Genomic DNA, 23,357 nt, shown 5'->3' with positions numbered 1-23,357 from the left:
CACTATTTGAGCACTGCCATCCACCATGTTTGACCGTAGCACTTCCACCCTCGCCCTTGTCGATCCCGATCTCTGGGCCGCCGTTCAAAACGAGAACCAGCGCCAAGAAGAACATATCGAGCTGATCGCTTCCGAGAACTACACCTCGCCGGCCGTCATGCAGGCGCAAGGCAGCCAGCTGACCAATAAATACGCTGAGGGTTACCCAGGCAAGCGCTACTACGGTGGTTGCGAATATGTGGATGTGGTTGAGCAATTGGCCATTGACCGTCTGAAGCAGTTGTTCGGCGCTGAAAACGCCAATGTGCAGCCCAACTCCGGCTCGCAAGCCAATCAGGGCGTTTTCTTCGCCCTGCTTCAACCGGGTGACACCATCATGGGCATGAGCCTGTCGGAAGGCGGTCACCTGACCCACGGCATGCCGCTGAACATGAGCGGCAAGTGGTTCAAGGTCGTCAGCTACGGCCTGAACGAGCGCGAAGAGATTGACTACGAGGCCATGGAGCGCACCGCGCGTGAGCACAAGCCCAAGCTGATCATCGCCGGCGCTTCGGCCTACAGCCTGCGCATTGACTTCGAGCGTTTCGCCAAGATCGCGAAGGAAGTCGGCGCCTATTTCATGGTGGACATGGCTCACTACGCCGGCTTGATCGCTGCGGGCGTGTACCCCAACCCAGTACCACACGCCGATGTGGTCACCTCCACCACCCACAAGAGCCTGCGCGGCCCGCGTGGCGGCATCATCCTGATGAAGGACCATGTCGCGAAGCAGATCAACAGCGCCATCTTCCCGGGTATCCAAGGCGGCCCCTTGATGCATGTGATCGCAGGCAAGGCTGTTGCTTTCAAGGAAGCACTGACGCCCGAGTTCAAGGCCTACCAAGAGCAGGTCTTGAAGAATGCAGTGGTCTTGGCCGAAGAGTTGACCAAGCGCGGTCTGCGCATCGTCTCCGGCCGCACCGAGAGCCACGTGATGTTGGTGGACCTGCGTCCTAAGAACATGACCGGCAAGGAAGCCGAAGCCGTGCTGGGCCGCGCCCACATGACTTGCAACAAGAACGGCATCCCCAACGACCCGCAAAAGCCCATGGTCACCAGCGGCATCCGCCTGGGCACACCGGCCATGACCACGCGTGGTTTCAAGGAAGAGCAGGTTCGTCTGACCGCCAATCTGATTGCCGACGTCTTGGACAATCCCAACGACGAAGCCAATCTGGAAGCGGTACGCGCCAAGGTTGCCGCCTTGACCCGCGACTTCCCGGTTTACCGCTAAACCGACCCAGTCCCCGACGCCATGCGCTGCCCCTTTTGTAGCCACGCCGAAACCCAGGTCGCCGAGACGCGGGAATCCGACGAAGGCGATGTGGTGCGGCGCCGGCGTCGATGCTTAGGCTGTGACAAGCGATTCACCACCTATGAACGGGCGGAAATCGCCCTACCGGTGATCGTCAAGAAAGATGGAACGCGCGCAGACTTCGACCCCAAGAAGCTGCGTGCCTCCATGCAACTGGCGCTGCGCAAGCGCCCGGTCAGCATTGAACAGATCGATGCCGCCCTGGCCAAAATAGAGGACACGCTGCTGACCAGCGGCGCGCGCGAATTGCCGTCCAATCGACTCGGCGAACTGGTCATGCGTGAACTCAAGCGCATTGACAAGGTCGCTTACGTCCGTTTCGCTTCGGTTTACCGCAGCTTCGAAGACGTCGATGAGTTCAGAAAACTGATCCGGGACATCTGAACGCCCTCCGCAAGACTCATCCCCACTTTGTATTAGGGGAGTACGGTCTTGCCCGTTTGAGTATTGCTGCAAGGGCCGCTCCGTCCGCCTAAATTGTGTTGTTGCCACAGCAGGCAACCCACGGTGGACAGACAGGGAGCGTCATGCGATACAGCCCACATCAGCAGTACGGCTACAGCTTGGTCGAGTTGATCGTCTGTACCGCGATCACCGGCATCTTGCTGGGTCTGGCCCTGCCATCGCTCGAGCGAATCAGGTTGCGGCAACGCCTAGAAGCCACCGCAGAAGTTCTGATGACCGATCTGCAAGAGGCCCGCAGTCAAGCGGTCAGTCGAGCCGACACAGTGCAGGTACGCTTCAGCCGCCATCCGAATGGCTCTTGCTATGTGCTCTACACCGGTGCCAACGGCGAATGCCAGTGCGAGGCCGGTGGCCAAGCCACTTGCACCAACACCGATCGGGTGCTGAAGCTGGCATGGATTCCCAGCTATCAAAAGATCGAAGTCCGGTCGAATGTTGCGAACATGAGCTTCCAAGCCCGCCAAGGGGCGGTAACCAGCACCGGCAGCATCGACATCAATGCCAGCAGCGGCGAGACCATCCGCCACATCGTCAGCGTTGCGGGCCGAATTCGTAGCTGTACGCCCAGCAGCAATATGGGCCAATACCCTCGCTGCTGAACACATCCAAAGCATTTGCCCATGCAGCCGCAAATTGAGAGCTCGCCGGGCAGCGGCCACGCTGTTCCACCGGGAGAGCCGAAGTCCACGCATCACTCGCTCTACGGGGCCGCGCTTGTTCATCTGCTCAAGGCGGAAACACCTGCCCGGATCAACCGCGGATTCACCTTGATTGAGTTGGCCGTAGTGGGCCTGATTGTGGCGATCTTGGCACTGGTGGCCCTGCCGACCTACCAAAGACAAATGGCCAAGGGGCGGCGAGCGGATGCCATCGCAGCGCTGAGCGCCGTGATGCAAGCGCAGGAGCGTTGGCGCAGCAACCGGGGCAGCTACGCGGCATCACTGGGCGACGACGGTTTGAAGCTGGGCACGCAGTCTGGTGGCAGACATTACGAATTGAGTCTTGCCGGTATTCGGCAACCGTCAAGTTTTGCTTTTGGCTATATCGCCAAAGCCACCCCTGCGACGCAAAGTGCGCAAAGCCGAGATTCGCAATGTGCAGAGATGTCGGTCAAGGTCGATGGTGGCAATGTGCTTTATCAAGCCCAAGACAGCAGCGCCACCGACACCTCTAGCCAATGCTGGCCGCAATGAAAACTCAAGCTGCCACCCATTTCACACGGGGCGAAGTCGCCAGCAGGCACTCGGGTCCAACTGCATCGACGACCGCTCCCGCGCCATTTCAAGCCAGGGTTCGAACCTACTTTTTAGCAAAGTTCAAATATCTGAGCGCGAACTCGGCCAAGCAATTGGGACTCTTTGAAACGCATCGCACCGCCTTACACGCGGTCCGCAGGATGCGTGGCATCAGCCTGGTCGAGTTAATGGTGGGTATCACCGTCGGCATGATTGTGGTGGCCGGCGCGAGCTTGATGATGAGCAGCCAGTTGGCTGAGCACCGGCGCCTCTTGCTGGAGAGCCAAGTTCAGCAAGACCTGCGCGCCGCGGCCGACTTGATGCTGCGTGATCTGCGCCGCAGCGGTTCATGGGCCGTGCCCATGCGTGGCGTCTGGAGCCCTGCTGCAACGGACGCCGCCCCAATCCCGAATGCCTATGCAGAGCCCACTCTGACACAACTCCCGGGCAGCTCGATGCTGGAGTACAGCTATTCCCGCCACCAGGATAGGCTCTACCCCAATGCACCGCCGCCCGTGTCACCCGAAGACAACCTCGTGACCCCCAGCACAGAGCGCTTTGGCTTCAAACTCGATGGCGGCGTCTTGAAGTTCCGCCTCGGCGACGCCTACCAGCCGCTGACCGACCCCAATACCTTACGCGTGACCGCATTCAACGTGCAGATGAACGAGCAATCCTTGAGTCTGCTCGACTTCTGCAGCAAGCCCTGTGATGCCGGCAATGCCAACTGCCCGCCGAGGCAAGTACTGCGTCGAGTCGATATCTCTGTCACAGCCCAGGCGGTTCATGACCCCGTGGTGGTGCGCACGATCAGGCTCAGCAGCCGGATACGCAACGATCAAATTATTGGGGCCTGTGCATGACCCCGCCCAGCCAGACGTCAACAGCTCCAGCACCCGGGCAACAAGGCGCGGCCACCTTGGTCACGGTGATGCTGCTCTTCTTGATCATGGCCATGATGGCGGCCGTCGCCAATCGCAATTTGGTGTTCGAGCAGCGCATTGGCGGAAACTACTACCGCGCCGGGGTCGCGCTTGAGACGGCGGAAGCCGGCGCCGAATGGGCATTGGCCATGCTCAACGGCGACGCCATCAACGAAGCCTGTGCGCCCGACGCTGCCATCGGCAATAGCTTCAGGGAGCGCTATCTCGCCATCGCCGCGGCCAGCCGCGTGGTCAGCCCGCTCAGGCTTGATAACAAACCATCTGCCGACTGCATGCGCAGCGAAGCACAGAGCTGGGTATGTCGCTGCCCTGTGGGCGCGTGGGCGCCGCCCGCCGCGCCAGCGGCCGGCACACAAATGCAGCCCAGTTTTCAGCTGAGCTTTCCCAAGCCCATTGTGGGTAATCGCCCCGGCATCGTGCGCCTCGTGGCGACCGCTTGCACAAGCAGCACCCTGGCGGACTGCGACGGCACCGAAGTTGCGCGTGATGCGGTTGAAGGACAGGCCGTCGTGTCAGTCGACGCCGCCTTACTCAGCGCACTCAAAATACCGCCGGCCTCACCGCTGACGGTCAAGGGCAACATCAACCTGGATGCCAATGGCATTGGCCTGCACAACAGCGACCCCAAAGCTAGCCATGGCCTGCTGCTACAGACGGGCGCAGCCAACATTCCCAACCTACAGGCCACGCGGCTCGACAGTACTCCGGGGACACCCATCGAATTGACCTTGCTGGTGGCCGACCCGGTGCTACAGGCCGCAGGGCCTGCGCAGTTGTTTGCCATGTTCTTTGGCATGTCGGCCGAGCATTACAGCCAGCAACCAGCCATACGCAAAATCGTCTGTGCCGGTGACTGCGGCCCGTCCCTGGCTGCAGCTTACGCCCGCGGCGTGCGCATGGTTTGGGTCGACGGCCCCATGCACATCAACACCAACACCGTGCTGGGCTCGCTCAACAGGCCCATGCTGCTGGTGGTCGACGGCTCGGTAGACATTGACGCCCCCTTACAAATGACAGGCCTGCTCTACAGCCGAGGCCCAAGCAGTTGGAACAATACCGGCGGCATGCAAGCCCTGTTGAGTGGCGCCTTGGTGGTGGAAGGCGATTTAAGCATCACCGGCAACGTCGACCTCTGGTATCGCTGGGATGTGCTGGAACAATTGAAGAACGCGACCGGCAGCCTTGTGCGCGTCCCCGGCAGTTGGTGGAACTGAAGTGGAGCCGCGCTGCGTCCTTTGGCGAAGTAAGTCGCCAAGCCCACGGCGCGGCATGGCCTTGATCGAGGCTTTGGTCGCCTTGCTCATCATGGCCTTCGGCATGGTGGCCTTGGTCAAACTGCAAAGCGGCCTGCGACGAAGCGCCGACCTCTCGAAACAACGCGGCGAAGCGATTCGGTTGGCACAGCAACAAATGGAGACATTGCGTTCCTACGCGCTGTTGACGCACCCTGATCCGGCCAACACAAGCCCCGGCCTGTTGGCCTTCAGCCAGATCACCAGTCAAGCACCCGATGCCAATTTGGGCGACCCCAACAGCAATGCCAGCTTCTTGTTGACGCGCACCGTCACGAACGCCCCGCCAGGCTTGCCGGCCTTGGCAGCGGTGCGCATTCGCGTCGACTGGAAAGACCGCACGGATGATGCGCAATACGTACTGCTGGACAGCTTTATCGCCGGTGTCGATCCCAGTTTGAGTGGCTCCCTAGGCATTGCACCCGCCTCCCCAAACACCCAGCGCCCCGCCGGTCGAGAGGCCTCGATTCCCCTCGCAGCCAAAGACCTGGGCAATGGACGCAGCGTCTTCGCGCCCTCGCCCATCGATACCGTGGCCTGGCTATTTGACAATCTGACGGGCGTGATCACCAGCAAATGCGCCATCGCCATGGGCAAGCCGAATGCGCAGATCGAGGCGGCGGACCTGAGCAATTGCCAAAGCACCTTTGCCTATCTGCTCAGTGGCACCGTCAACTTCGCACTCGACCCACCGCCCTATGCCCAAGCATCGAGCTTGGCCTCCCTGCCTTTTGCACTCCGACTCGCCAGTTCCCCGCAAAAGCCACCGGCCGCGGCGCCCGTGACAGCCCCCAACCATGAGTGCTACCCCGTGGGCTTAAATCCCAGCACAGCAAAAGCGATCAATTTTTACTGCATCGTCTATCCGAACGCCGATGCCAACAGCAGCTGGTACGGCCGCTTGATCCTCAGGGACGTCGGCGACGAACTCCCTGCGCCCGCCAAGCATATCGACTTATTGGCCCCACAACTGCTGCTGAGCGCACCGCCGTTGCCGCCTGGAACTCCGGCGGCAAGCAGCATCGCCGTGAAGGTCTGTCGCTACAGTGCCGACTACAACGCTGACCACAAGATCGACAACGCCGAGCACCCCTTAGACTACACCCGCGTCAGCGGCCCGTTGTCCAGGCAGAACTTCTTGGTATTGCGGGCCTCAGCCACCTGCCCGGCCGGCGTTCCCGTCGACCCGGCCCATGGTGTATTCCGCAATAGTGTCACCGTATTGCACCAAGCGCTGGGCCTCGAGACGCCGGCGCCGCCCTAAGCCGCGAGTCACAGGTGGGGGCCGAGCGTCGAACCAAGACAAGAACTCAGCCGAAACCCACCGCAAGCCTGAGACAATCCGCGCTTTACCCGCCCATGCCCATATTGGCGGCGGGTTCAGCGAGCAAGGATTGCAGTGTTCAAGAATTTGATGGTGTACCGGGTCGGGCCAGACTGGCAGCCCACGGTTGAGCAGATCGAAGACCAACTGGCCAAGACAGTTTTTGTTGAATGTGGCGCGACGCAGCAGCAGTCCATGGGCTGGGCGCCGCCGCGCGGCATTGACCATGCCCCCTTGATCGAAGACGTCGGCGGCCATTGGTTGCTCAAGCTGGTGATCGAGCAGCGCGTGCTGCCGGGCTCGGTGGTCAAGCGCAAGACCGAGGAAATGGCCGCCCGCATTGAAGCCGAGACTGGCCGCAAGCCCGGCAAGAAGCAGACCAAGGACCTGAAGGAGCAAGCCACGCTGGAGTTGCTGCCGATGGCCTTCACCAAGCAGTCGGCCATTCGCGTCTGGATTGCGCCGGCCCAGCATTTGCTGATGATCGACGCCGGCAGTGCCAGCCGCGCCGAAGAAGTGGTGACCCTGCTGATCAAGGAACTGCCAGGCCTGAACCTGCACCTGATCCAGACCGCCGAAGCACCCGCCACCTGCATGGCTGCTTGGCTGATGGACGGCGTGCCACCGGAAGGTTTCAGCATTGACCGCGAATGCGAGCTGAAGAGCGCGGACGAAATGAAATCGGTGGTGCGCTATGCCCGCCACGCGCTCGACATCGAAGAGGTGCGCCAGCATTTGGCCGGCGGCAAGTCACCAACCCGGCTGGCCATGACCTGGCGCGACCGCGTCTCCTTCATGCTGACTGACACGCTGCAGATCAAGAAGATCAGCTTCCTGGACCTGGTATTTGAGGGCCGCGACTCGCCCGAGAAGGACGAAGCCTTCGACGCCGACGCCGCGCTGGCCACCGGCGAGTTGTGCAAGCTGATCCCGGAGTTGATCGACGGACTCGGCGGCGAGCACGACTTCTTGGCCGCGGGCGCCGCCTTGGCCGCTCTGCCCCAGCCGGCCGAGCTGGTGTTGACCACGCCCGCCGAGCCGTCCAGCGGCGCGGCCGAACCGGCGCCCTGGGACTGAACCATGTCGGCCATGGCCCCCACAGGTTTTCCAGATGATGTGAGCGCCATGCGCCACGCGCTGGCCTTGGCCGTACGCGCCATTGGCCTGAGCGACCCAAACCCCCGCGTAGGCTGCGTGATCGTCAACGCGGCGGGCCAGTTGCTCGGAGCCGGCCACACCCAAGCCGCGGGCCACGCCCATGCGGAAGTGATGGCACTGCGCGATGCGCAGCAACGTGGTGCCGATGTGCGCGGCGCCACCGCCTATGTCACGCTGGAGCCCTGCGCCCACCACGGCCGCACGCCGCCTTGTTGCGACGCGCTGATCGCCGCCGGTCTGCGGCGCGTGCTTGCTGCCAATCAGGATCCCAACCCCTTGGTGGCCGGCCAAGGTCTGGCACGCATACAGGCCGCCGGCATTCAAACCGAGCTGGGCCTGCTGGCCGATGAGGTTAGAGAGTTGAATCTAGGATTTTTCTCGCGCATGCAAAGAGGCCGCCCTTTTGTGCGGCTGAAGATCGCCGCCTCCCTGGACGGCCGCACCGCCTTGCAAAATGGCAAGAGTCAATGGATCACCGCCGCAGCGGCGCGCAGCGATGGTCACGCTTGGCGACGCCGCGCCGGCGCGGTGCTGACCGGCATCGGCACGGTCAAGGACGATGACCCGCGCCTGGATGTCCGGCTGGTCGAGGCCACCTTGCAGCCACTGCGGGTGGTGATTGATTCGCGCCTGGAGATCTCGCCGCAAGCCCGTCTGCTCGCGCCGCCGGGCCAAGTCCTGATCTATTGCGCACTCGATCCGCTCAGCAAGCCCGAGCAGGCCGCAGCGCTACGGGCGGCCGGTGCCGAGTTGGTACAACTGGCGGGCCCGCAGAACAAGGTTGACCTGGCGGCGGTCATGCTGGACCTGGGCCGGCGAGGCATCAACGAGTTGCATGTCGAGGCCGGCCACAAGCTGAATGGTTCGATGTTGCGCGAGGGTTTGGTCGACGAGTTGCTGGTCTATTTAGCCCCCAAGCTGCTGGGCCTGGGCCGCGAGATGGCCGCATTTGGCCCGCTGGAAGACCTCGACCAAGCCTTGCAGTGGCACTGGGTCGACAGCCAAATGGTGGGCGAAGACCTCCGACTGCGCGCAAGGCCTGTGTGACTTGACGCAAAGCCTGACCCCAGGGCCTCTACAATCGGGGCATGCCCATATCATCTGTTCCCGAGCTGGTCGCTGAACTCGCGGCCGGCCGCATGGTTATTCTGGTTGACGAAGAAGATCGCGAAAACGAGGGCGACCTTGTGCTGGCGGCCGAACATGTCACGCCCGAAGCCATCAACTTCATGGCCAAGTATGGCCGCGGTCTGATCTGCCTGACGCTGACGCGCGAACGCTGCGAACGCCTACAGCTGCCGCCGATGGCCAGCCGCAACGGCACCAAGCACGCCACCGCCTTCACCGTCTCGATCGAAGCCGCCACCGGCGTCACAACCGGCATCTCGGCCGCCGACCGGGCGCGCACCGTGCAGGCTGCCGTGGCCCGCGGCGCCGAAGCCCGTGATCTGGTCCAACCCGGTCACATCTTCCCCTTGCAGGCCCAAGACGGCGGCGTGTTGATGCGCGCCGGCCATACCGAAGCCGGTTGCGATTTCGCCCGAATGGCCGGCCTTGAACCAGCCGCGGTCATCTGCGAGATCATGAAGGACGACGGCACCATGGCCCGCTTGCCGGACCTGGTCGAGTTCGCCAAAGAACATGGCCTGAAGATCGGCACGATTGCAGATTTGATCGAGCATCGCAGCCGCAATGAATCGCTGGTCACGCGCGTGACCGAGCGCAAACTGCAGACCGCCCAGGGCGAATTCGATTGCACCGTCTTCCGTGATCGCACCGGCGCCATTCATCTGGCCTTGACCCACGGCAGCTGGACGCCGACCGATGAAGTACTGGTGCGTGTGCACGAGCCGCTGTCGGTGCTGGACCTGCTGGAGGCCGACCCATCCGGCCACTCCTGGCCCCTGCCGGCCGCGCTGGCCGCCCTGCAACAGGCCCCGCGGGGCGTGGCCGTGCTGCTGAACTGCGGCGAAGAAGCTGCGGCATTGCTGGAGCGTCTGCAAGCGGCCCCGGCAGGCCAGCGCCAAGAGCCCGCCACCAAGATCATGGATCTGCGCACCTACGGCGTTGGCGCCCAGATCCTGCGCGACCTCGGCGTGCAGAAAATGCGCCTGCTCGGCAGCCCGCGTCGCATGCCCAGCATGACCGGCTATGGCCTGGAGGTCACTGGTTTTGTGGCCGCCGACCAGGTCCAAAATGCCCGCCCCCACAACAAGAACTGAAGGACAGAGCTCATGCAAGGATCCGACAAGGGCCACGGCAAGGCACAGGCTTCTCTGAACGGCGAAGACCTGCGCATCGGCATCGTGCAGGCCCGTTTCAACGACGCCATCACCAGTCGCTTGGCCGAAGCCTGCATCACCGAGTTGCAAGAGCTCGGCGTGACCGATCGTCATATTCGCCACGTCACGGTGCCCGGTGCACTGGAGGTGCCGATTGCGCTGCAAGCGATGGCCGACAGCGAAGACTACGACGCCTTGGTGGCCTTGGGCTGCATCATTCGCGGCGAGACCTACCACTTCGAACTGGTGGCCAACGAGAGCGGCGCCGCGGTGACGCGCGTTGGGCTGGATCACAACATCCCGATCGCCAACGCCATTCTGACGGTGGAAAACGAAGAACAAGCCTGGGCGCGTGCCGAGGAAAAAGGCCGTGACGCGGCGCGTGTGGCGGTCGAGATGGCCAATTTGATGGAAGAACTGCAGTGAGCACGAACGAGAACGCCCCGGCCAGCCCGAAGAGCAATAGCACGGCCGCCGGCAAGCCCGCGGCCAAACCTGCAGGCAAACGCAGCCAGCCGAAATCGGCACGTCGGCGTTCGCGCGAAGCGGCCCTGCAAGGGCTCTACCAATGGTTGATCACCGGTGACGATGTCGCCACCATCGACAGCCATATGCGCGAACAGGACGATTTCAGCAAGGTTGACCAAGCCCATTTCGATGCGCTGTTGAACGGCTGCATTCTGGAAGCTGCCGACCTCGACGCGGTGCTGGCCCGCCATGTGGACCGCAAGACCACCGACCTGTCGCCGATCGAGCACGGTGTGCTGATGATTGGTGCCTACGAACTGAAGCACTGCATCGACATCCCCTATCGCGTCGCGATCAATGAGGCGGTCGAACTGGCCAAGGCCTTTGGCGGCACCGACGGTCACAAGTACGTGAACGGCGTGCTGGACCGCGCCGCCAGCGATCTGCGCCCCACCGAGGTCGCCGCCCGCAACAGCGCCAAGGCCAGCGGCGACAGCAAGGCCAAATGAGGCTGGCCGGCCGGCTCCAACAGATTGAGCCCTTCTATGTGATGGAGTGCGCCAAGGCGGCCGCGGAGATTGCCCGCGGCCCACTTTGCGATCCGGCACAGGGCGGCCGGCGCATGATTTACCTGAACATTGGCGAGCCAGACTTTGTCGCCCCCCCGGCCGTGCAAGCCGCAGCCAAGGCCTGTATCGATGCCGGCCTGACCCAATACACCCCCGCCTTGGGCCTGCCGCAACTGCGCCAGGCCTTGTCGGATTGGTACCGGCAACGTTTTGATCTCGACATCGCAGCGGATCGCATCGTCATCACCGCCGGCGCTTCGGCCGCGTTGCAGCTGGCTTGCCTGGCCCTGTTCGAGCGCGGTGATCAGGTGCTGATGCCGGACCCCTGCTATCCCTGCAATCGCCACTTTGTGGCCGCGGCGGATGCCGAAGCCGTCTTGCTGCACTGCGGGGCGGAGCAACGCTTTCAACCCAGCCGCGCGCAAGTCGAAGCGGCTTGGAATGTGCACACCCGCGGTGTCTTGCTGGCCTCGCCCAGCAACCCGACCGGCGCCTCGATCGAAGCCGCCGAGTTGCGCGACATCGTCGCCACAGTGCGAGCCAAGGGCGGTGTCACGCTGGTCGACGAAATCTATCTGGGCCTCAGCTATGACAGCCGCTTTGAGCACAGCGTGTTGGAGCTGGGGCCGGATGTCATCTCGGTCAACAGCTTTTCAAAATATTTCGGCATGACCGGATGGCGGCTCGGCTGGTTGGTGCTGCCGACCGAGTTGGTGACGCCGGTCGAGAAGCTCAGCCAAAACCTGTTCATCTGCCCTTCCAGCATTGCCCAGCATGCCGCGCTGGCCTGTTTCGACACGGCCTCACTGACCGAATACGAAGCGCGGCGTCAAGCGTTTCGCGAGCGGCGCGACTACATCGTGCCGGCGCTACAGGCCTTGGGGCTGAAGGTCCCGGTGCTGCCGGATGGCGCCTTTTACGCCTGGATCGACGTGTCGGACTTCTGCGAAAACAGCTGGGACTTTGCCTTTGAGTTGATGCACAAGGCGCAAATCGCCTTGACGCCGGGACGCGACTTCGGCCGCCAGGATGCCCAGCGCTGGATGCGCTTGTCCTTCGCCAGCAGCATGGAAGATTTACGCGAAACCATCGCCAGGCTGGCTCAGGTGCTGCAACGATGAAGCCGGCCTTGCACCGTTTTGAACGCGAGATGCGCGTCTATTGGGAGGACACCGACGCCGGCGGCGTGGTGTTTTACGCCAACTACCTGAAGTTCTTTGAACGCGCCCGCACCGAGTGGTTGCGCGCGCTTGGTTTCTCGCAAGAAGCGATGCGCCACCAAGACGGCGTGATGTTCGTCGTCAGCAACACCCAGGTGCGCTACCTGAGCCCAGCCCGACTGGACGACATGCTGCGGGTCAGCGTCGAGGCACGCGAGGTTGGACGCGCCAGCATGCTGCTGTTCCAACAAGCCTTCTGCGGCGACCGTCTGCTGGCCGAGGGCGAGATCCGCATCGGCTGCGTGGGCAGCCTGGCCAGCGCCGGCTCCGCCCATGCCGACCTGAAACCGACCCGAATTCCTGCCGCGCTGATTGAGGCGCTTAACAAAGACTGTTTGGATTCATGAATCAAGATTTATCGATTGTTTCCTTGATTGCCCATGCCAGCCTGGCCGTGCAGTTGGTGATTGCGGCGCTGCTGATCGTGTCTTTGGCCAGTTGGAGTGTGATCTTCGGCAAACTGATTTCGCTGTCGCGCATCAAGACGGGCAATGAGACCTTTGAGCAGGAGTTCTGGTCCGGCAAAAACCTCAATGACCTCTACAACGGCGTCGCCACCAAGACCAATGGCGCGCCGCTGGAGCGCATCTTTGCCTCCGGCATGCGCGAGTTTTTGAAGCTGCGGGAACGCCGCGTCACGGAAGCTGGCGCCTTGCTGGACGGCGCCCGCCGCGCCATGCGGGCGAGCTTTCAGCGCGAACTCGATGCGATGGAAAGCAATTTGTCTTTCCTGGCCTCGGTCGGTTCGGTCTCGCCCTATGTGGGCTTGTTCGGCACCATCTGGGGCATCATGCACGCCTTCGTGGGCCTGTCGAACGTGCAACAGGTGACGCTGGCCACCGTGGCACCGGGCATTGCCGAAGCCCTGGTCGCCACCGCCATCGGTTTGTTTGCCGCGATTCCCGCGGTGCTGGCTTACAACCGCTTCGCCCGCCAGATCGACCGCAGCGCCATCACCTTGGAGTCCTTCATCGAAGAGTTCTCCAACATCTTGCAGCGCAACGCCAGCCAGCCGCCCGCCCAGGCCGCGGGCACGGCGGCACGCTGAAGCGCGGAGTTCGCAGATGGCAGCCATCAGCGCCCGCGGCTCACGACGCCGCCGCACCATCAATGAAATCAATATGGTGCCCTTCATCGACGTGATGCTGGTGCTCCTGATCATCTTCATGGTCAGCGCGCCAATGATCACCACCGGCCTGGTCGATCTGCCCAGCGTCGGCAAGAGCCGCGCCCAGCCCGAGCATGTGATTCATGTCATCGTCGGGGCCGACGAAAAGCTGAAACTAAAACTCGACAAAGACGAAGCTCAGTCCGTCGCGCTGAATCGTTTGGCCGAACGAGTCAAACAGGCACAAGACGGTCAGGCCAATACACCGGTGGTGATTTCGGCTGACAAGGCGGTCAAGTACGAAGCCGTGGTCAAGGTAATGGACATCCTGCAAACGTCAGGCGTGCAACGCGTTGGTCTGGCCGTGCGCAATAGCGGTGGCTGATCGACCCGATGGCATCCACGCTTTTCTTACGTAACGCCGATCCCTTACGGCCACCCGAGGCGCCTGGTCTGGGGCGCGGGCTGCTGTTTGCCGTCATCGCCCATGCGGCTTTGCTAGCCGCCTTGAGTGCCGGTGTGCAATGGCGCACCAAGGCCCCGCCGGCGTTTGAGGCCGAGTTGTGGTCGGCCGTGCCGCAGGCGGCCGCGCCCAAAGAAGTCATTCCGCCCGAACCCGAGCCCGAACCAGAAGTCGCCAAGCCGCAGCCCAAGCCCGCGCCAACCCCGCCACCGGAAGAACTGCAGGCCGAGCGCGATGCCGAGATCGCCATCGCCAAGGCGCGCGAACAGAAAATCAAGCGCGAGCAAGAAGCCAAACGCCTGGCCGAAGAAACCGAACGCAAAAAGCAGTTGGCTGCCAAGGAAAAGCTCGAGCGCGAAAAAGAAGAGAAGCTCAAACAAGCCAAGCTTGAACAGCAGCAAAAGCTGGAAAAAGAAAAGCAGGACAAACTCAAGCAGGCCAAGGAAAACAAAGAGGCCGAGGCCAAGCGTGAGGCCAAATTAGAGGCGCAGCGTCAAGAAAATCTCAAGCGCATTCAGGGCATGGCCGGCGCCAGCGGCGGCGCCAATGCCACCGGCACGGCCCTGAAAAGCTCCGGCCCTTCTGCCAGTTATGCGGGCCGCATCATGGCGCGCATTCGCCCCAACATCATTTACAACGGTGCGCCGAGCGGCAACCCTGTGGCTGAAGTGGAAGTGCGCGTGGCGCCGGATGGCAACATCATCTCGCGCAAGCTGCTCAAACCCAGTGGCGATGCCGAGTGGGACAAGGCGGTGCTGCGCGCCATCGACAAGACCGAGACCTTGCCGCGCGACACCGATGGCCGGGTACCGCCCTTGATGGTGTTCAGCTTCGACCCGCGCGAGCAGTCGCTGTAGTGCTTGTAGTCGCTAAGTCGCTCAGAACACGAGGCCTTAGCGGCGAATAGCGCGGATCAGCGCATCCAGCGACCAGCGCCCCGCGCCCCAGAGTGCCACCATCAAAAGCAAAACGCCCCACAGTTGGTGGCCCAGCAAGGCGGCGGGCGCAATCTCGGCCAAGCTCAGCACCGCCACCACATTCATCACCGACAAGCCCAGCGCAGCAAAGCGCCCACCCAGGCCCAGGGCCAGTAACACCGGCAAAACCAACTCTCCGGCCGTGCCCGCATAGGCCGCCACCTCGGGTGGCAAAAGCGGCACCTGGTATTCATCCGCAAACAAGGCCAGGGTGGTCGACCAGTCACGAATTTTGGTCAGCCCGGACAGGAAGAACACTTGCGCCACATAGAGCCTGGCCAGCAACAGGCCCAAGGATTGGGCTTGACCCAACAGAGCGCGCAGCCAACCGGGCAGCGACCCTTGCGCTGCGCCACCGGGCCGCAGAACTGGGCTTACAGACGAGGCCACCCCCACATCGAGTCCGGGGTCACAAAAGGCTCGCAGCGCGAGCGTCGACAGGGCTTTCATAGCTTCCAGCTTTCTCATGGCCTCAGCGCCTTTGAATGACAAACATCAGGCTTGAGGATGGGCCAAGGGAATTTCATAAACCGCCTGCAAAAAGCCCAGTCGCAGGGCGTCTTGCAGGAACAGCGAAAAATCAAACTCTGGTCCAGCCTGCTGCAAGGCCGCATCCAGGCTTGCGCCCGACTGCAAGGCTGCAATGAAGGGCCGCTCCGCGTCGGGCGAGACCCGCGCCTGTACGCGCCACCCTTGACGCCATAGCAGCACCGAGACCATGCGCGGCAGCTGATCGGTCAGGCCGCCCTCTCCTTGCCAGCGTTGCCAGGCCTGCTCATCGATGCGCAGCAACTGCAAGGCGGCTGGCAAGCGCAGACCCAGCACCGCGGGGTCAAGTCTTGCCAGCAAAGGCCAAGACTGCGCATCCGGCTCTTCATCGGCCGATTGCTCGACCTGATGCGCAGCCCATTCCAAACGAGCCAGGTCGATCAGCCAGGCATCCATACCCTCTTGCGCATCCAAAAAATCCGCCAGATCTGCGCCCCAACAGGCCAAATCACCCAACTCGGGCGGGCTGCTGCGCCAAAAAGCCCACGCCATGGCGCGAAACGATTCGGCCCCCAACTCGGCCTCCACTCGCCCATACACACTGGCCAAGGCCTTGGCAGACAAGGCCTGCGCATTCAGACGATAGGCCTGTAGACCGCGCTCAAGGCCCGCTGCGGCTGAGTCGCCGCCTTCGCCACTTGAACATCGAACGCCGGGCAGCGCTTTAAGTCCAAGTTTGGTTCCAAGGCTCCTCGCATCTGGCACTGGCTGAGCTTGCTGCACTGCAGGCCCTTCACGCAAGCCCTGCACCGCGGCCACAAACGCCGCCTGTTCCGTCTTCATGCCAAGCTCCCGCTCTTGGCAGGCCGTGCCGCCATCAGCCGAGACGCCAACTCGGCCTCGCTCAACAGCACTGACAACTCGGGCACATCGGTGTCCCACTCAATCAAGCTGGGCACGGGACCAAAACGACTTAGCGCGTGGGCATAGACCTGCCAGACCTCGGGCGAGACGCGGCTGCCATGATCATCAATGACGATGCCGGGCAACTCGGCATGGCCTGCCAGATGAATTTCACCCGCCAGGCCGGGCCGCAGCGCATCGATCCAGGCACAAGCCTGCAAGGCCGCGGTAGCCTTGTCGGCACCCTGGTTGCGGGCATTCACAAACAGATTGTTGACGTCCAAGAGCAAGCCGCAACCACTGCGCTCGCAGAGCTGATTGAAAAACTCGGGCTCGCTCAAGGTGTCACCCTCCCAGCCCACATAGGCACTCAGGTTCTCGACCAGAATGGGCCTGCGTAGGCGCTCCTGCACCTGCTGCACATGAGCCACCATCAAGTTCAGGCTGGTCTCATTGAAGGGAACGGGCAAGAGGTCACTGGCATGCACAAAGCGCGAGGGATCGCCGATCAGACCGGCGACGCGGGCAAAACTGGCGTGATCCGACACCCGCAGCGGATCCACCCGCTCCACCAAAGCCGCCAAATGATCCAAGTGCCAGGGGTCCAAGCCACAAGCCGACCCCAAGGAAAGGCCCACCCCATGCAAGCTGATGGGATAGTGCTCGCGCGCCGCCATCAGCACCGCCAGACTGGCGCCGCCTTCAGCAAAGAAATTCTCGGAGTGAACCTCCAAGAAGCCGACGGGCGGCAAGGTCTGCAACAGTTCTTGGTAATGAGGCTGGCGCCAACCAATTCCCAAGAGCTGACGCATGTCCGATTCGCTTGACAGAGCCTTAACCACAGCTTGCGAAGGCGCCGAAGCGGTTTGCCGCTGCGTGGGCGCAAAAGCCGTGACGGTGTCGGTTGAGGAGTCCATGCGGTGCATCTTGGGCAATTGGCAAATAGCGGTGACTCGGCCTTACTTCTTCAGCTTGGACTTGGCTTCTTCAGCGCTCAGGCCGTTCATGCTCTTGCAGCTGCCTTTGGGGACGTATTTCCACTCTTCCGGCGCCATGTCTGTTTTTGCCTGCCCCGCACAGGAATGGGAGCCGCTCAGATTGGCGCAATCATTCTCGCCAGCCTTGGCGATACCGAAGCACTTTTCCTTGGCAGTCTTGTCTTGAGCTGCGGCTTGACCGAGCAGTCCCATGGACAGGGCAGCAGCCACGGCGGAACTGACGATGATCTTTGAATTCATGGAAGAAACTCCTGTGCAAGCACGATGAAAGTTGACGAGAAAGAGACCCTCACCCAGATAATGAACCGCGAAAAGCAAGGTCCCCCTGGAGTCAGGGCCGACGGATCATGCCGCCGACAGCACTCTGTCGCAAGCACAGGGTCAGTCCTTACACTGCGGTCTCAAAAAAATTTTCTGCACCCATGTCCGAATTCGCTCAAGCGCTGAACGCCCTGCGCCCGCAATTGCTGAAGTACGCCCAGATGCAGTTGCGCAACAGCAGTTGGGCGGAGGACGCGGTGTCAGAGACCCTGTTGGCCGCGCTTGAGAAGCCGCAGAGTTTCAGCGGCGGCTCGCAGCTGAAAACCTGGCTGGTCGGCATCCTCAAGCACAAGCTGATCGACCAGATCCGACGCAACTGCCGCGAAATGTCAACCACGGCCGAAGACGGCGAGGATCTGGATGAAGACCTCTTCAAACCCGACGGCCATTGGCGCGACAGCCCGAAACACTGGGGCGACCCCGACCATTGCCTGACCCAGGTCGATTTCATGCGCGTACTAGAGGCCTGCGTAGAGCACCTGCCGGGTCAGCAAGGGCGCCTCTTCATGATGCGCGAGTGGCTGGAGCTGGACACCGACGAAATCTGTAAGGAGTTGCAGCTCAGCCCGACCAATCTCTGGGTCATGCTGCACCGCGCTCGTCTGCGTTTGCGCGAATGCCTGCAACAAAACTGGTTTGACAACAAGACTCAGGCCGCAAGGGCTGGAGCAAAAGCATGAGTCGCAAGAAAGTCCTACCGAGCTGCCGTGATATCACTCAGCTGGTCCTTCAAGGCGAGGACCGCGAGCTTTCGCTGGGTGAGCGCTTCAAGATGCGCATGCATCTCATGATTTGCAAGGCCTGCCCGATCTTTGTCGAGCAGGTGGCCTTGATGCGCCAAGCCAGCCAACGCTGGCGGCGTTACTCAGAAACCGATCAGGGTTCCTGAACCCGGGGCCATCAGACGGGCCGCCCCGCTCAGTTCAAACTGCCACCGGTCTGGCGCAAATCGGCACCGGTGCACAACGCCAGTTGCAAGGCCAAGCGGACGCCGGCCACCATGGTCGGCAAGCTCATGCTGGGCTGATTGGGCATGTGAGAGGCCTGCTCGGGCAGGAGCGGCACATGCATAAAGCCGCTGCGAACGCCCTGCCCGCTCAGCTGATGTTGCAGGCCAAAGAACACATGGTTGCAGACAAACGTGCCCGCCGTCTGAGACACCTCGCTTGGAAAGCCGGCCTCCCGCAAGCCGGCCACCATGGCCTTCAGTGGCAAGGTCGAAAAATAGGCCGCCGGGGCACCGGCCAACACCGGTTCATCAATCGGCTGGCGGCCGGCGTTGTCAGGGATGCGGGCATCGTCGACATTGATGGCCACGCGCTCCAAAGACAAGCTGGCACGCCCGGCCGCCTGCCCCAAGGCCAGCACCAAGCTAGGCCGGTGTTGGGCCAAGGCGGCCCGCAAACTCTCCAGCGCAGTGCCGAACTCGCAAGGCAGGCAATGCGCCACAAGCCTGGCACCGGCGATGCTCTCGCCATCCAGGCTGCGGGCAATCTCCCACGCGGGATTGATGCTCTCGCCACCAAAAGGCTCAAAGCCTGTCAACAAAATTTTCTTATTCATCAAAGGGGTCGCCAGACTGTCTGCCACAGGGGCTACCGAGCTTGTGGTTGAAAAAAGGCCGCTCACGGGCATGACCGAAGAGGCGGCGATGGGCATATAAGCGGTTGCTGGCAGTTATTTCGAGCTTATGCCCAGCGCGCCTAACGTTAGCATGCGGGAAACGAGGAGTATGGGCCGCGCCGTTCGCGCCTGCTCCAAAGAATCCGGAGAACTGCATGCCCGACCTGTCTACACCGCTGAGCTGGCCCTATGACGACAACAGCCCCACGTCTGGCATGTACGCGTCCGCCGAGTCCTCAGACCAAGGTTTCAGCTGGCCGCTGCCGCCCTATGCGGCCTACCCCAGACCGCAGCCGCAAACAGCTCCCGAACCGGCCGAGGTACTGGGCCTGAACAACAGCCGCAGCAGCGGCCAAATCACGGCCATGTCGGCGTCCGAGCGCTGCGCCCACATCATGGTGCCGCCGGCACGCAGCGCCATGCCGCTGAAGTTCAGCCAGTTCAGAGCCCTGAAGCTGCTCCGCCCCATCCTCGTGCCACCCCGGGAGCCCGATGCCGGCGGACTTGGGCTGCAACTGGACCACCGGCCGCGCAACGAATTCAAGCTCTTTTTCGTCGGCGGCGGCGAACTGAAGGGCATGACCATCGGTCATTGCCAAGACGACTTGGGCCTGTTCCTGTTCCCGCCCTTGAGCGACACCGATGACTCGGTGCTGCGGATTTTTGTGCCGCGCGAGGTGCTGGCCCATTTCGAAATCGGCGAGCGCATCGGCGAGCTGCTGCTCAAGGAAAACCTGGTCACCCCCGACCAGATCAATGAGGCGGCCTCCGAACAGCAAGGCCTGCGCTCGCGCCGGGTCGGTGACATCCTGGTGGCGCAGCAAATTGTCAGTGCCGAGCAGTTGGTGCTGGCCATCGAGCAGCAAGCGCGCATGCCGATGGTGCGTATCGGCGAAGCCTTGTTGGCCCTCGACCTGATTTCACAAGCGCAGCTGGACCAGGCCCTGGAAATGCAGCGCACTGACCGCTCGGTGCCACTGGGCGAGTTGCTGGTGCGCAAGGGCGTTATCACACGCCAGGCCTTGCAATCGGCCTTGGCACGCAAGATGGGCTACCCCTTGGTCGATGTCGAGAACTTCGCCATCGAGCCCGATGCCGTCGCCAAGCTGCCCTATGCGGTGGCCAAGCGACTGGAGGTGCTGCCCCTGTTGGTGCGCGATGGACGACTCATCGTCGCCATGGAAGACCCAACCCGGCGCGATGCGCTCGACGAGATCGAGTTCATCTCCCAACTCAAGGTCACGCCAACGCTGACCAAGATTGGCTCGCTGCAATTTGCCATTCCCAATGCGTTCGAGCGTTACGGCAACGAAGCCGTTTCGCGCGATATGCACCAGCCTTCATTCCAGTCCGAGTTCGCGCTCGACAATGCCGACAAGCTGATGGAAACGCTGGAGCGCGAAGGCCAAGAGCTGAGCCTGCGCGAGGACGACACGCCGATCGAGCAGAGCGACAACTCGCTGGTGCGCTTGATCAACACCATGATCATCGACGCCAGCAGCCAGGGTGTCTCTGACATCCACATCGAAACCCACCCTGGCACCGAGAAGCTGAAGATTCGCTTCCGCCGCGACGGTGTGCTCAAGCCCTATCTGGAGCTGCCCAACACCTACCGTAACGCCATGATCGCGCGCATCAAGATCATGTGCGATCTGGACATCTCGGAGCGCCGCAAACCGCAAGACGGCAAGATCAACTTCTCTCGTTTCTCGCCGCAGCATCGCCTTGAGTTGCGGGTCGCCACCATCCCCACCAACAATGGGCTTGAAGATGTGGTGATGCGTCTGCTGTCGTCCAGCAAGCCGATCGCGCTCGAGAAACTGGGCCTGTCGCCCAGCAATCTGAAGCAACTCAAACACGCCATCAACCGCCCGTACGGCATGGTCTTGTGCGTGGGCCCCACCGGCTCCGGCAAGACCACCACCCTGCACTCGGCCCTGGCCCAGATCAACACCCCGGAGCGCAAGATCTGGACCGCCGAGGATCCGATCGAAATCACCCAGAACGGCCTGCGCCAGGTGCAAGTCAATCCACGCATTGACTGGACCTTTGCCAAGGCCTTGCGGGCCTTCTTGCGCGCCGACCCAGACGTCATCATGGTCGGCGAAATTCGCGATGAAGAAACCGCCGAAATCGCCGTGGAAGCCTCGCTGACCGGTCACTTGGTGATGAGCACCCTGCACACCAATAGCGCGGCCGAAACCGTCACCCGCCTGTTGGACATGGGCATGGACCCCTTCAACTTCGCCGATTCGCTGCTGGCGGTGCTGGCGCAGCGTCTGGTGCGGCGCCTGTGTTCGCAATGTCGGGTCAGCAGTCCCTTGAGCGAGGCCGATCAAAACGAATGGCTGGATGACTACCTGCATGTCTTCGGCCAAGAGCACGCCCCGCAGCGCGAAGCGGTGCTGAGCGAATGGCTGGGCAACTATGGCGAGAACGGCCGCTTGATGCATTTCCACAGCCCCGGCTGCGAGGCCTGCGAACAAAGCGGCTTCAAGGGGCGCGCTGGTCTGCATGAGTTGCTGATGGTGAGCAAGGCAGTTCGGCGCCAGATTCAAACCGGCGCCCGCGCCGAAGAGCTGCTTCAGACTGCCCTGCAGGAAGGCATGCGTTCGCTGCGCCAAGACGGCATCGCCAAGGTGCTGCAAGGCGTCACCACCATGGGCGAGGTGCGCGCCACCAGCAATGCGTAAGGCCCCCTCCAAGGTAGCCCATCTGGGGTACACCATCTCGGTCAAAACCCAGGGCACCTAGGGCAAATCCCAGGCCACCATCCCTAACTCCCCCCGAGAACTCCGGGCAGCCGGTGATAGGCTAAGCGCTTGCAGGGGAGGAAGGGATGATCACAACAAGTTACCCGTCTAAACACACGGCATCAACGGTCGCCATGCTGGGTGCGGCCGAGCATCAGCGCTCGATGTTGCACTCGCATGAGCGCTGCCAAGTCTTCGGACTCTCGCCGCATCACAAGGCGGATTTGACTTGCCTCAGCAGCAGCAGCTTGCAAGAACTGCAGGCACGCAATGCCAGGCTTTGCGCGCAAGCGCTGCCGGTGATGGACATGCTCTATCAGCAACTGACGCATTCGCACAGCATGGTCTTGCTCAGCGATGCCAGTGGCGTGGTCTTGCATGCGCTCGGCGATGCCGGATTCCTGGAGCGCGCGCAGCAGGTCGCCCTTGCGCCTGGCGCCGTCTGGTCAGAAGCCGCCAAGGGCACCAACGCCGTCGGCACCGCCTTGATGAATGAAGCGCCCACCGTCGTAAACGGGCAGGATCACTACCTGCGCGAGTTTCATTTCCTAACCTGTTCGGCCGCCCCGATCTTTGATCACAAGGGCGCCTTGCTGGGCGTGATCAATGTGTCCGGTGATCGTCGCAGTTACCACCCGCACACCTTGGCACTGGCCACCTTGTCGGCGCGACTGATCGAGAACCAATGGTTCAACGACCAATTCCGGCAAAGCCTTCGCCTGCACATTCACCCGCAGGCGTTCAGCCTGGGCACCCTGCAAGAAGGAGTGCTCGCCTTGGATGAGGCGGGCCGCGTCTTGGGCGCCAACCGCTGCGCCATTGAAATGCTGGGCGAAAGCGCGACACAGCTGCGGCGCAATGGCTTGCAGTCCTTGTTCGGCACCGACCTCGAACAATTGCTGGTCTTGAGCAAAAGCCAACCCGAGCAGCCTCTGCAATTGACCAAGACCGGAGGCGCGACCCAGGTACACGCCAGTTTGAGCTTGGGACGCAGCCAACTGGAGCGGTCAACAAGCCGTGTCGAAGCGCAGGCCGCTGCGCCTCAGGGGACGGCCGACCTCTCAGCAGCGGCCGCACACACTGAATTGGGCTCGCAGCACATCGCCGTCACCGCGCCAGGGCCCTGCCCTGTCTCGGCCATCGCGGCAAAGCCAGACGCGGGCCGAATCGAGCCCAGCATGTACCGCGCGTCAGTCCCTCAGGCGCACAGGCCCGGCAATGAGGCAGCCTCGCTGGTCAGCCTGCGTCAAACCGAGTTGCAAGCGATTCAGGCGGCAGTCAGGGGTTGCCACGGCAATCTGGCCCTAGCAGCCCGGCAATTGGGCATTGGGCGCAGTACCTTGTACCGCAAGCTCAAGGGCACCAGCGACCCCGCCTGATCAGGGACTCGAGCGACCCAGCTTGAGGCCCT

26 protein-coding genes are annotated in these 23,357 nt (G+C 62.3%); 21 read left to right on the top strand and 5 right to left on the bottom strand.

Annotation, left to right across the window (positions count from 1 at the left end):
* Positions 1-25 precede the first annotated feature (25 nt).
* The 17 genes from glyA to tolA all read left to right on the top strand — a co-directional run bounded on the left by glyA (position 26) and on the right by tolA (position 14,739).
* Positions 26-1,273, top strand: a complete 1,248-nt coding sequence (glyA, locus tag WG899_RS01200) for a serine hydroxymethyltransferase (protein ID WP_263536506.1) — start codon at positions 26-28, stop codon at positions 1,271-1,273.
* A gap of 21 nt (positions 1,274-1,294) precedes the next feature.
* Positions 1,295-1,738, top strand: a complete 444-nt coding sequence (gene nrdR, locus WG899_RS01195; RefSeq protein ID WP_339593790.1) for a transcriptional regulator NrdR — start codon at positions 1,295-1,297, stop codon at positions 1,736-1,738.
* A gap of 143 nt (positions 1,739-1,881) precedes the next feature.
* Complete coding sequence (locus WG899_RS01190; protein ID WP_339593789.1) at positions 1,882-2,418, top strand: GspH/FimT family pseudopilin; 537 nt, start codon at positions 1,882-1,884, stop codon at positions 2,416-2,418.
* Between the two features lie 21 nt (positions 2,419-2,439).
* Entirely contained in the window at positions 2,440-3,012 is a 573-nt protein-coding gene (locus WG899_RS01185; RefSeq protein ID WP_339593788.1) for a type IV pilin protein, read from the top strand.
* A 203-nt stretch (positions 3,013-3,215) separates the two neighbouring features.
* A complete protein-coding gene (locus WG899_RS01180; protein ID WP_339593787.1) occupies positions 3,216-3,917 on the top strand; it encodes a PilW family protein in 702 nt (233 codons plus the stop codon).
* Positions 3,914-5,212, top strand: a complete 1,299-nt coding sequence (locus WG899_RS01175; protein ID WP_339593786.1) for a pilus assembly PilX family protein — start codon at positions 3,914-3,916, stop codon at positions 5,210-5,212. Before WG899_RS01180 ends, WG899_RS01175 begins: the two co-directional genes overlap by 4 nt.
* Before the next feature lie 55 nt (positions 5,213-5,267).
* The gene (locus tag WG899_RS01170) at positions 5,268-6,554 is read left to right on the top strand and encodes a type IV pilus modification PilV family protein (RefSeq protein WP_339593785.1); all 1,287 of its coding nucleotides are present in this window, start codon (positions 5,268-5,270) and stop codon (positions 6,552-6,554) included.
* A 135-nt stretch (positions 6,555-6,689) separates the two neighbouring features.
* Complete coding sequence (locus WG899_RS01165) at positions 6,690-7,691, top strand: recombination-associated protein RdgC (protein ID WP_339593784.1); 1,002 nt, start codon at positions 6,690-6,692, stop codon at positions 7,689-7,691.
* Between the two features lie 3 nt (positions 7,692-7,694).
* Positions 7,695-8,819, top strand: a complete 1,125-nt coding sequence (ribD, locus tag WG899_RS01160; protein WP_339593783.1) for a bifunctional diaminohydroxyphosphoribosylaminopyrimidine deaminase/5-amino-6-(5-phosphoribosylamino)uracil reductase RibD — start codon at positions 7,695-7,697, stop codon at positions 8,817-8,819.
* A gap of 41 nt (positions 8,820-8,860) precedes the next feature.
* Positions 8,861-9,994 (top strand): bifunctional 3,4-dihydroxy-2-butanone-4-phosphate synthase/GTP cyclohydrolase II, encoded by a 1,134-nt coding sequence (ribBA, locus tag WG899_RS01155; RefSeq protein WP_339593782.1) that lies wholly within the window; start codon positions 8,861-8,863, stop codon positions 9,992-9,994.
* A 12-nt stretch (positions 9,995-10,006) separates the two neighbouring features.
* Positions 10,007-10,480, top strand: coding sequence for a 6,7-dimethyl-8-ribityllumazine synthase (gene ribH / locus WG899_RS01150; RefSeq protein WP_339593781.1), 474 nt, complete (start codon positions 10,007-10,009; stop codon positions 10,478-10,480).
* Positions 10,477-11,031: a transcription antitermination factor NusB gene (nusB, locus tag WG899_RS01145; RefSeq protein WP_339593780.1), complete on the top strand. Its 555-nt coding sequence runs from the start codon at positions 10,477-10,479 to the stop codon at positions 11,029-11,031. Before ribH ends, nusB begins: the two co-directional genes overlap by 4 nt.
* The gene (locus tag WG899_RS01140; protein WP_339593779.1) at positions 11,028-12,212 is read left to right on the top strand and encodes a pyridoxal phosphate-dependent aminotransferase; all 1,185 of its coding nucleotides are present in this window, start codon (positions 11,028-11,030) and stop codon (positions 12,210-12,212) included. The genes nusB and WG899_RS01140 overlap by 4 nt, the downstream gene beginning before the upstream one ends.
* Positions 12,209-12,658, top strand: a complete 450-nt coding sequence (ybgC, locus tag WG899_RS01135) for a tol-pal system-associated acyl-CoA thioesterase (RefSeq protein ID WP_339593778.1) — start codon at positions 12,209-12,211, stop codon at positions 12,656-12,658. Before WG899_RS01140 ends, ybgC begins: the two co-directional genes overlap by 4 nt.
* Entirely contained in the window at positions 12,655-13,359 is a 705-nt protein-coding gene (gene tolQ / locus WG899_RS01130; protein ID WP_339593777.1) for a protein TolQ, read from the top strand. The genes ybgC and tolQ overlap by 4 nt, the downstream gene beginning before the upstream one ends.
* A gap of 16 nt (positions 13,360-13,375) precedes the next feature.
* Complete coding sequence (gene tolR, locus WG899_RS01125) at positions 13,376-13,804, top strand: protein TolR (RefSeq protein WP_339593776.1); 429 nt, start codon at positions 13,376-13,378, stop codon at positions 13,802-13,804.
* 8 nt (positions 13,805-13,812) lie between these two features.
* Positions 13,813-14,739 carry a cell envelope integrity protein TolA gene (gene tolA / locus WG899_RS01120; protein ID WP_339593775.1) on the top strand — a complete coding sequence of 309 codons (927 nt, stop codon included), beginning with the start codon at positions 13,813-13,815 and terminating at the stop codon, positions 14,737-14,739.
* Positions 14,740-14,775: 36 nt separating this feature from the next.
* On the opposite strand, the gene WG899_RS01115 is transcribed toward tolA, so the two are convergent.
* From WG899_RS01115 to WG899_RS01100, 4 genes are read right to left on the bottom strand one after another with little or no spacing between them, the layout of a single operon-like run.
* Positions 14,776-15,309, bottom strand: coding sequence for a DoxX family protein (locus WG899_RS01115; RefSeq protein WP_339593774.1), 534 nt, complete (start codon positions 15,307-15,309; stop codon positions 14,776-14,778).
* Between the two features lie 45 nt (positions 15,310-15,354).
* Positions 15,355-16,191, bottom strand: a complete 837-nt coding sequence (locus WG899_RS01110; protein WP_339593773.1) for an HvfC/BufC family peptide modification chaperone — start codon at positions 16,189-16,191, stop codon at positions 15,355-15,357.
* Positions 16,188-17,168 carry an MbnB/TglH/ChrH family RiPP precursor modification enzyme gene (locus tag WG899_RS01105; protein ID WP_339593772.1) on the bottom strand — a complete coding sequence of 327 codons (981 nt, stop codon included), beginning with the start codon at positions 17,166-17,168 and terminating at the stop codon, positions 16,188-16,190. The genes WG899_RS01110 and WG899_RS01105 overlap by 4 nt, the downstream gene beginning before the upstream one ends.
* Before the next feature lie 42 nt (positions 17,169-17,210).
* Complete coding sequence (locus WG899_RS01100) at positions 17,211-17,489, bottom strand: BufA1 family periplasmic bufferin-type metallophore (RefSeq protein WP_339593771.1); 279 nt, start codon at positions 17,487-17,489, stop codon at positions 17,211-17,213.
* Between the two features lie 182 nt (positions 17,490-17,671).
* Here WG899_RS01100 and WG899_RS01095 point away from each other — a divergent pair, with 182 nt between their 5' ends.
* Together WG899_RS01095 and WG899_RS01090 are read left to right on the top strand one after the other, a co-directional pair.
* Positions 17,672-18,250 (top strand): sigma-70 family RNA polymerase sigma factor, encoded by a 579-nt coding sequence (locus WG899_RS01095; RefSeq protein WP_339593770.1) that lies wholly within the window; start codon positions 17,672-17,674, stop codon positions 18,248-18,250.
* Positions 18,247-18,459, top strand: a complete 213-nt coding sequence (locus tag WG899_RS01090) for a zf-HC2 domain-containing protein (protein WP_339593769.1) — start codon at positions 18,247-18,249, stop codon at positions 18,457-18,459. Before WG899_RS01095 ends, WG899_RS01090 begins: the two co-directional genes overlap by 4 nt.
* Before the next feature lie 29 nt (positions 18,460-18,488).
* Here the strand turns inward: WG899_RS01090 and pcp are convergent, their stop codons facing one another.
* Entirely contained in the window at positions 18,489-19,133 is a 645-nt protein-coding gene (gene pcp / locus WG899_RS01085; protein WP_339593768.1) for a pyroglutamyl-peptidase I, read from the bottom strand.
* Positions 19,134-19,348: 215 nt separating this feature from the next.
* Between pcp and WG899_RS01080 the strand changes: the two genes are divergently transcribed.
* The gene (locus tag WG899_RS01080; RefSeq protein ID WP_444718797.1) at positions 19,349-21,886 is read left to right on the top strand and encodes a GspE/PulE family protein; all 2,538 of its coding nucleotides are present in this window, start codon (positions 19,349-19,351) and stop codon (positions 21,884-21,886) included.
* 146 nt (positions 21,887-22,032) lie between these two features.
* Positions 22,033-23,325, top strand: a complete 1,293-nt coding sequence (locus tag WG899_RS01075) for a GAF domain-containing protein (protein ID WP_339593767.1) — start codon at positions 22,033-22,035, stop codon at positions 23,323-23,325.
* Positions 23,326-23,357: the final 32 nt, after the last annotated feature.

It is taken from the genome of Paucibacter hankyongi (assembly GCF_037482915.1).
Lineage (GTDB): Bacteria > Pseudomonadota > Gammaproteobacteria > Burkholderiales > Burkholderiaceae_C > Paucibacter_A > Paucibacter_A hankyongi.
The sequence above is the reverse complement of the archived record's forward strand: the minus strand, read 5'-3'. Positions and strand labels throughout refer to the sequence as shown.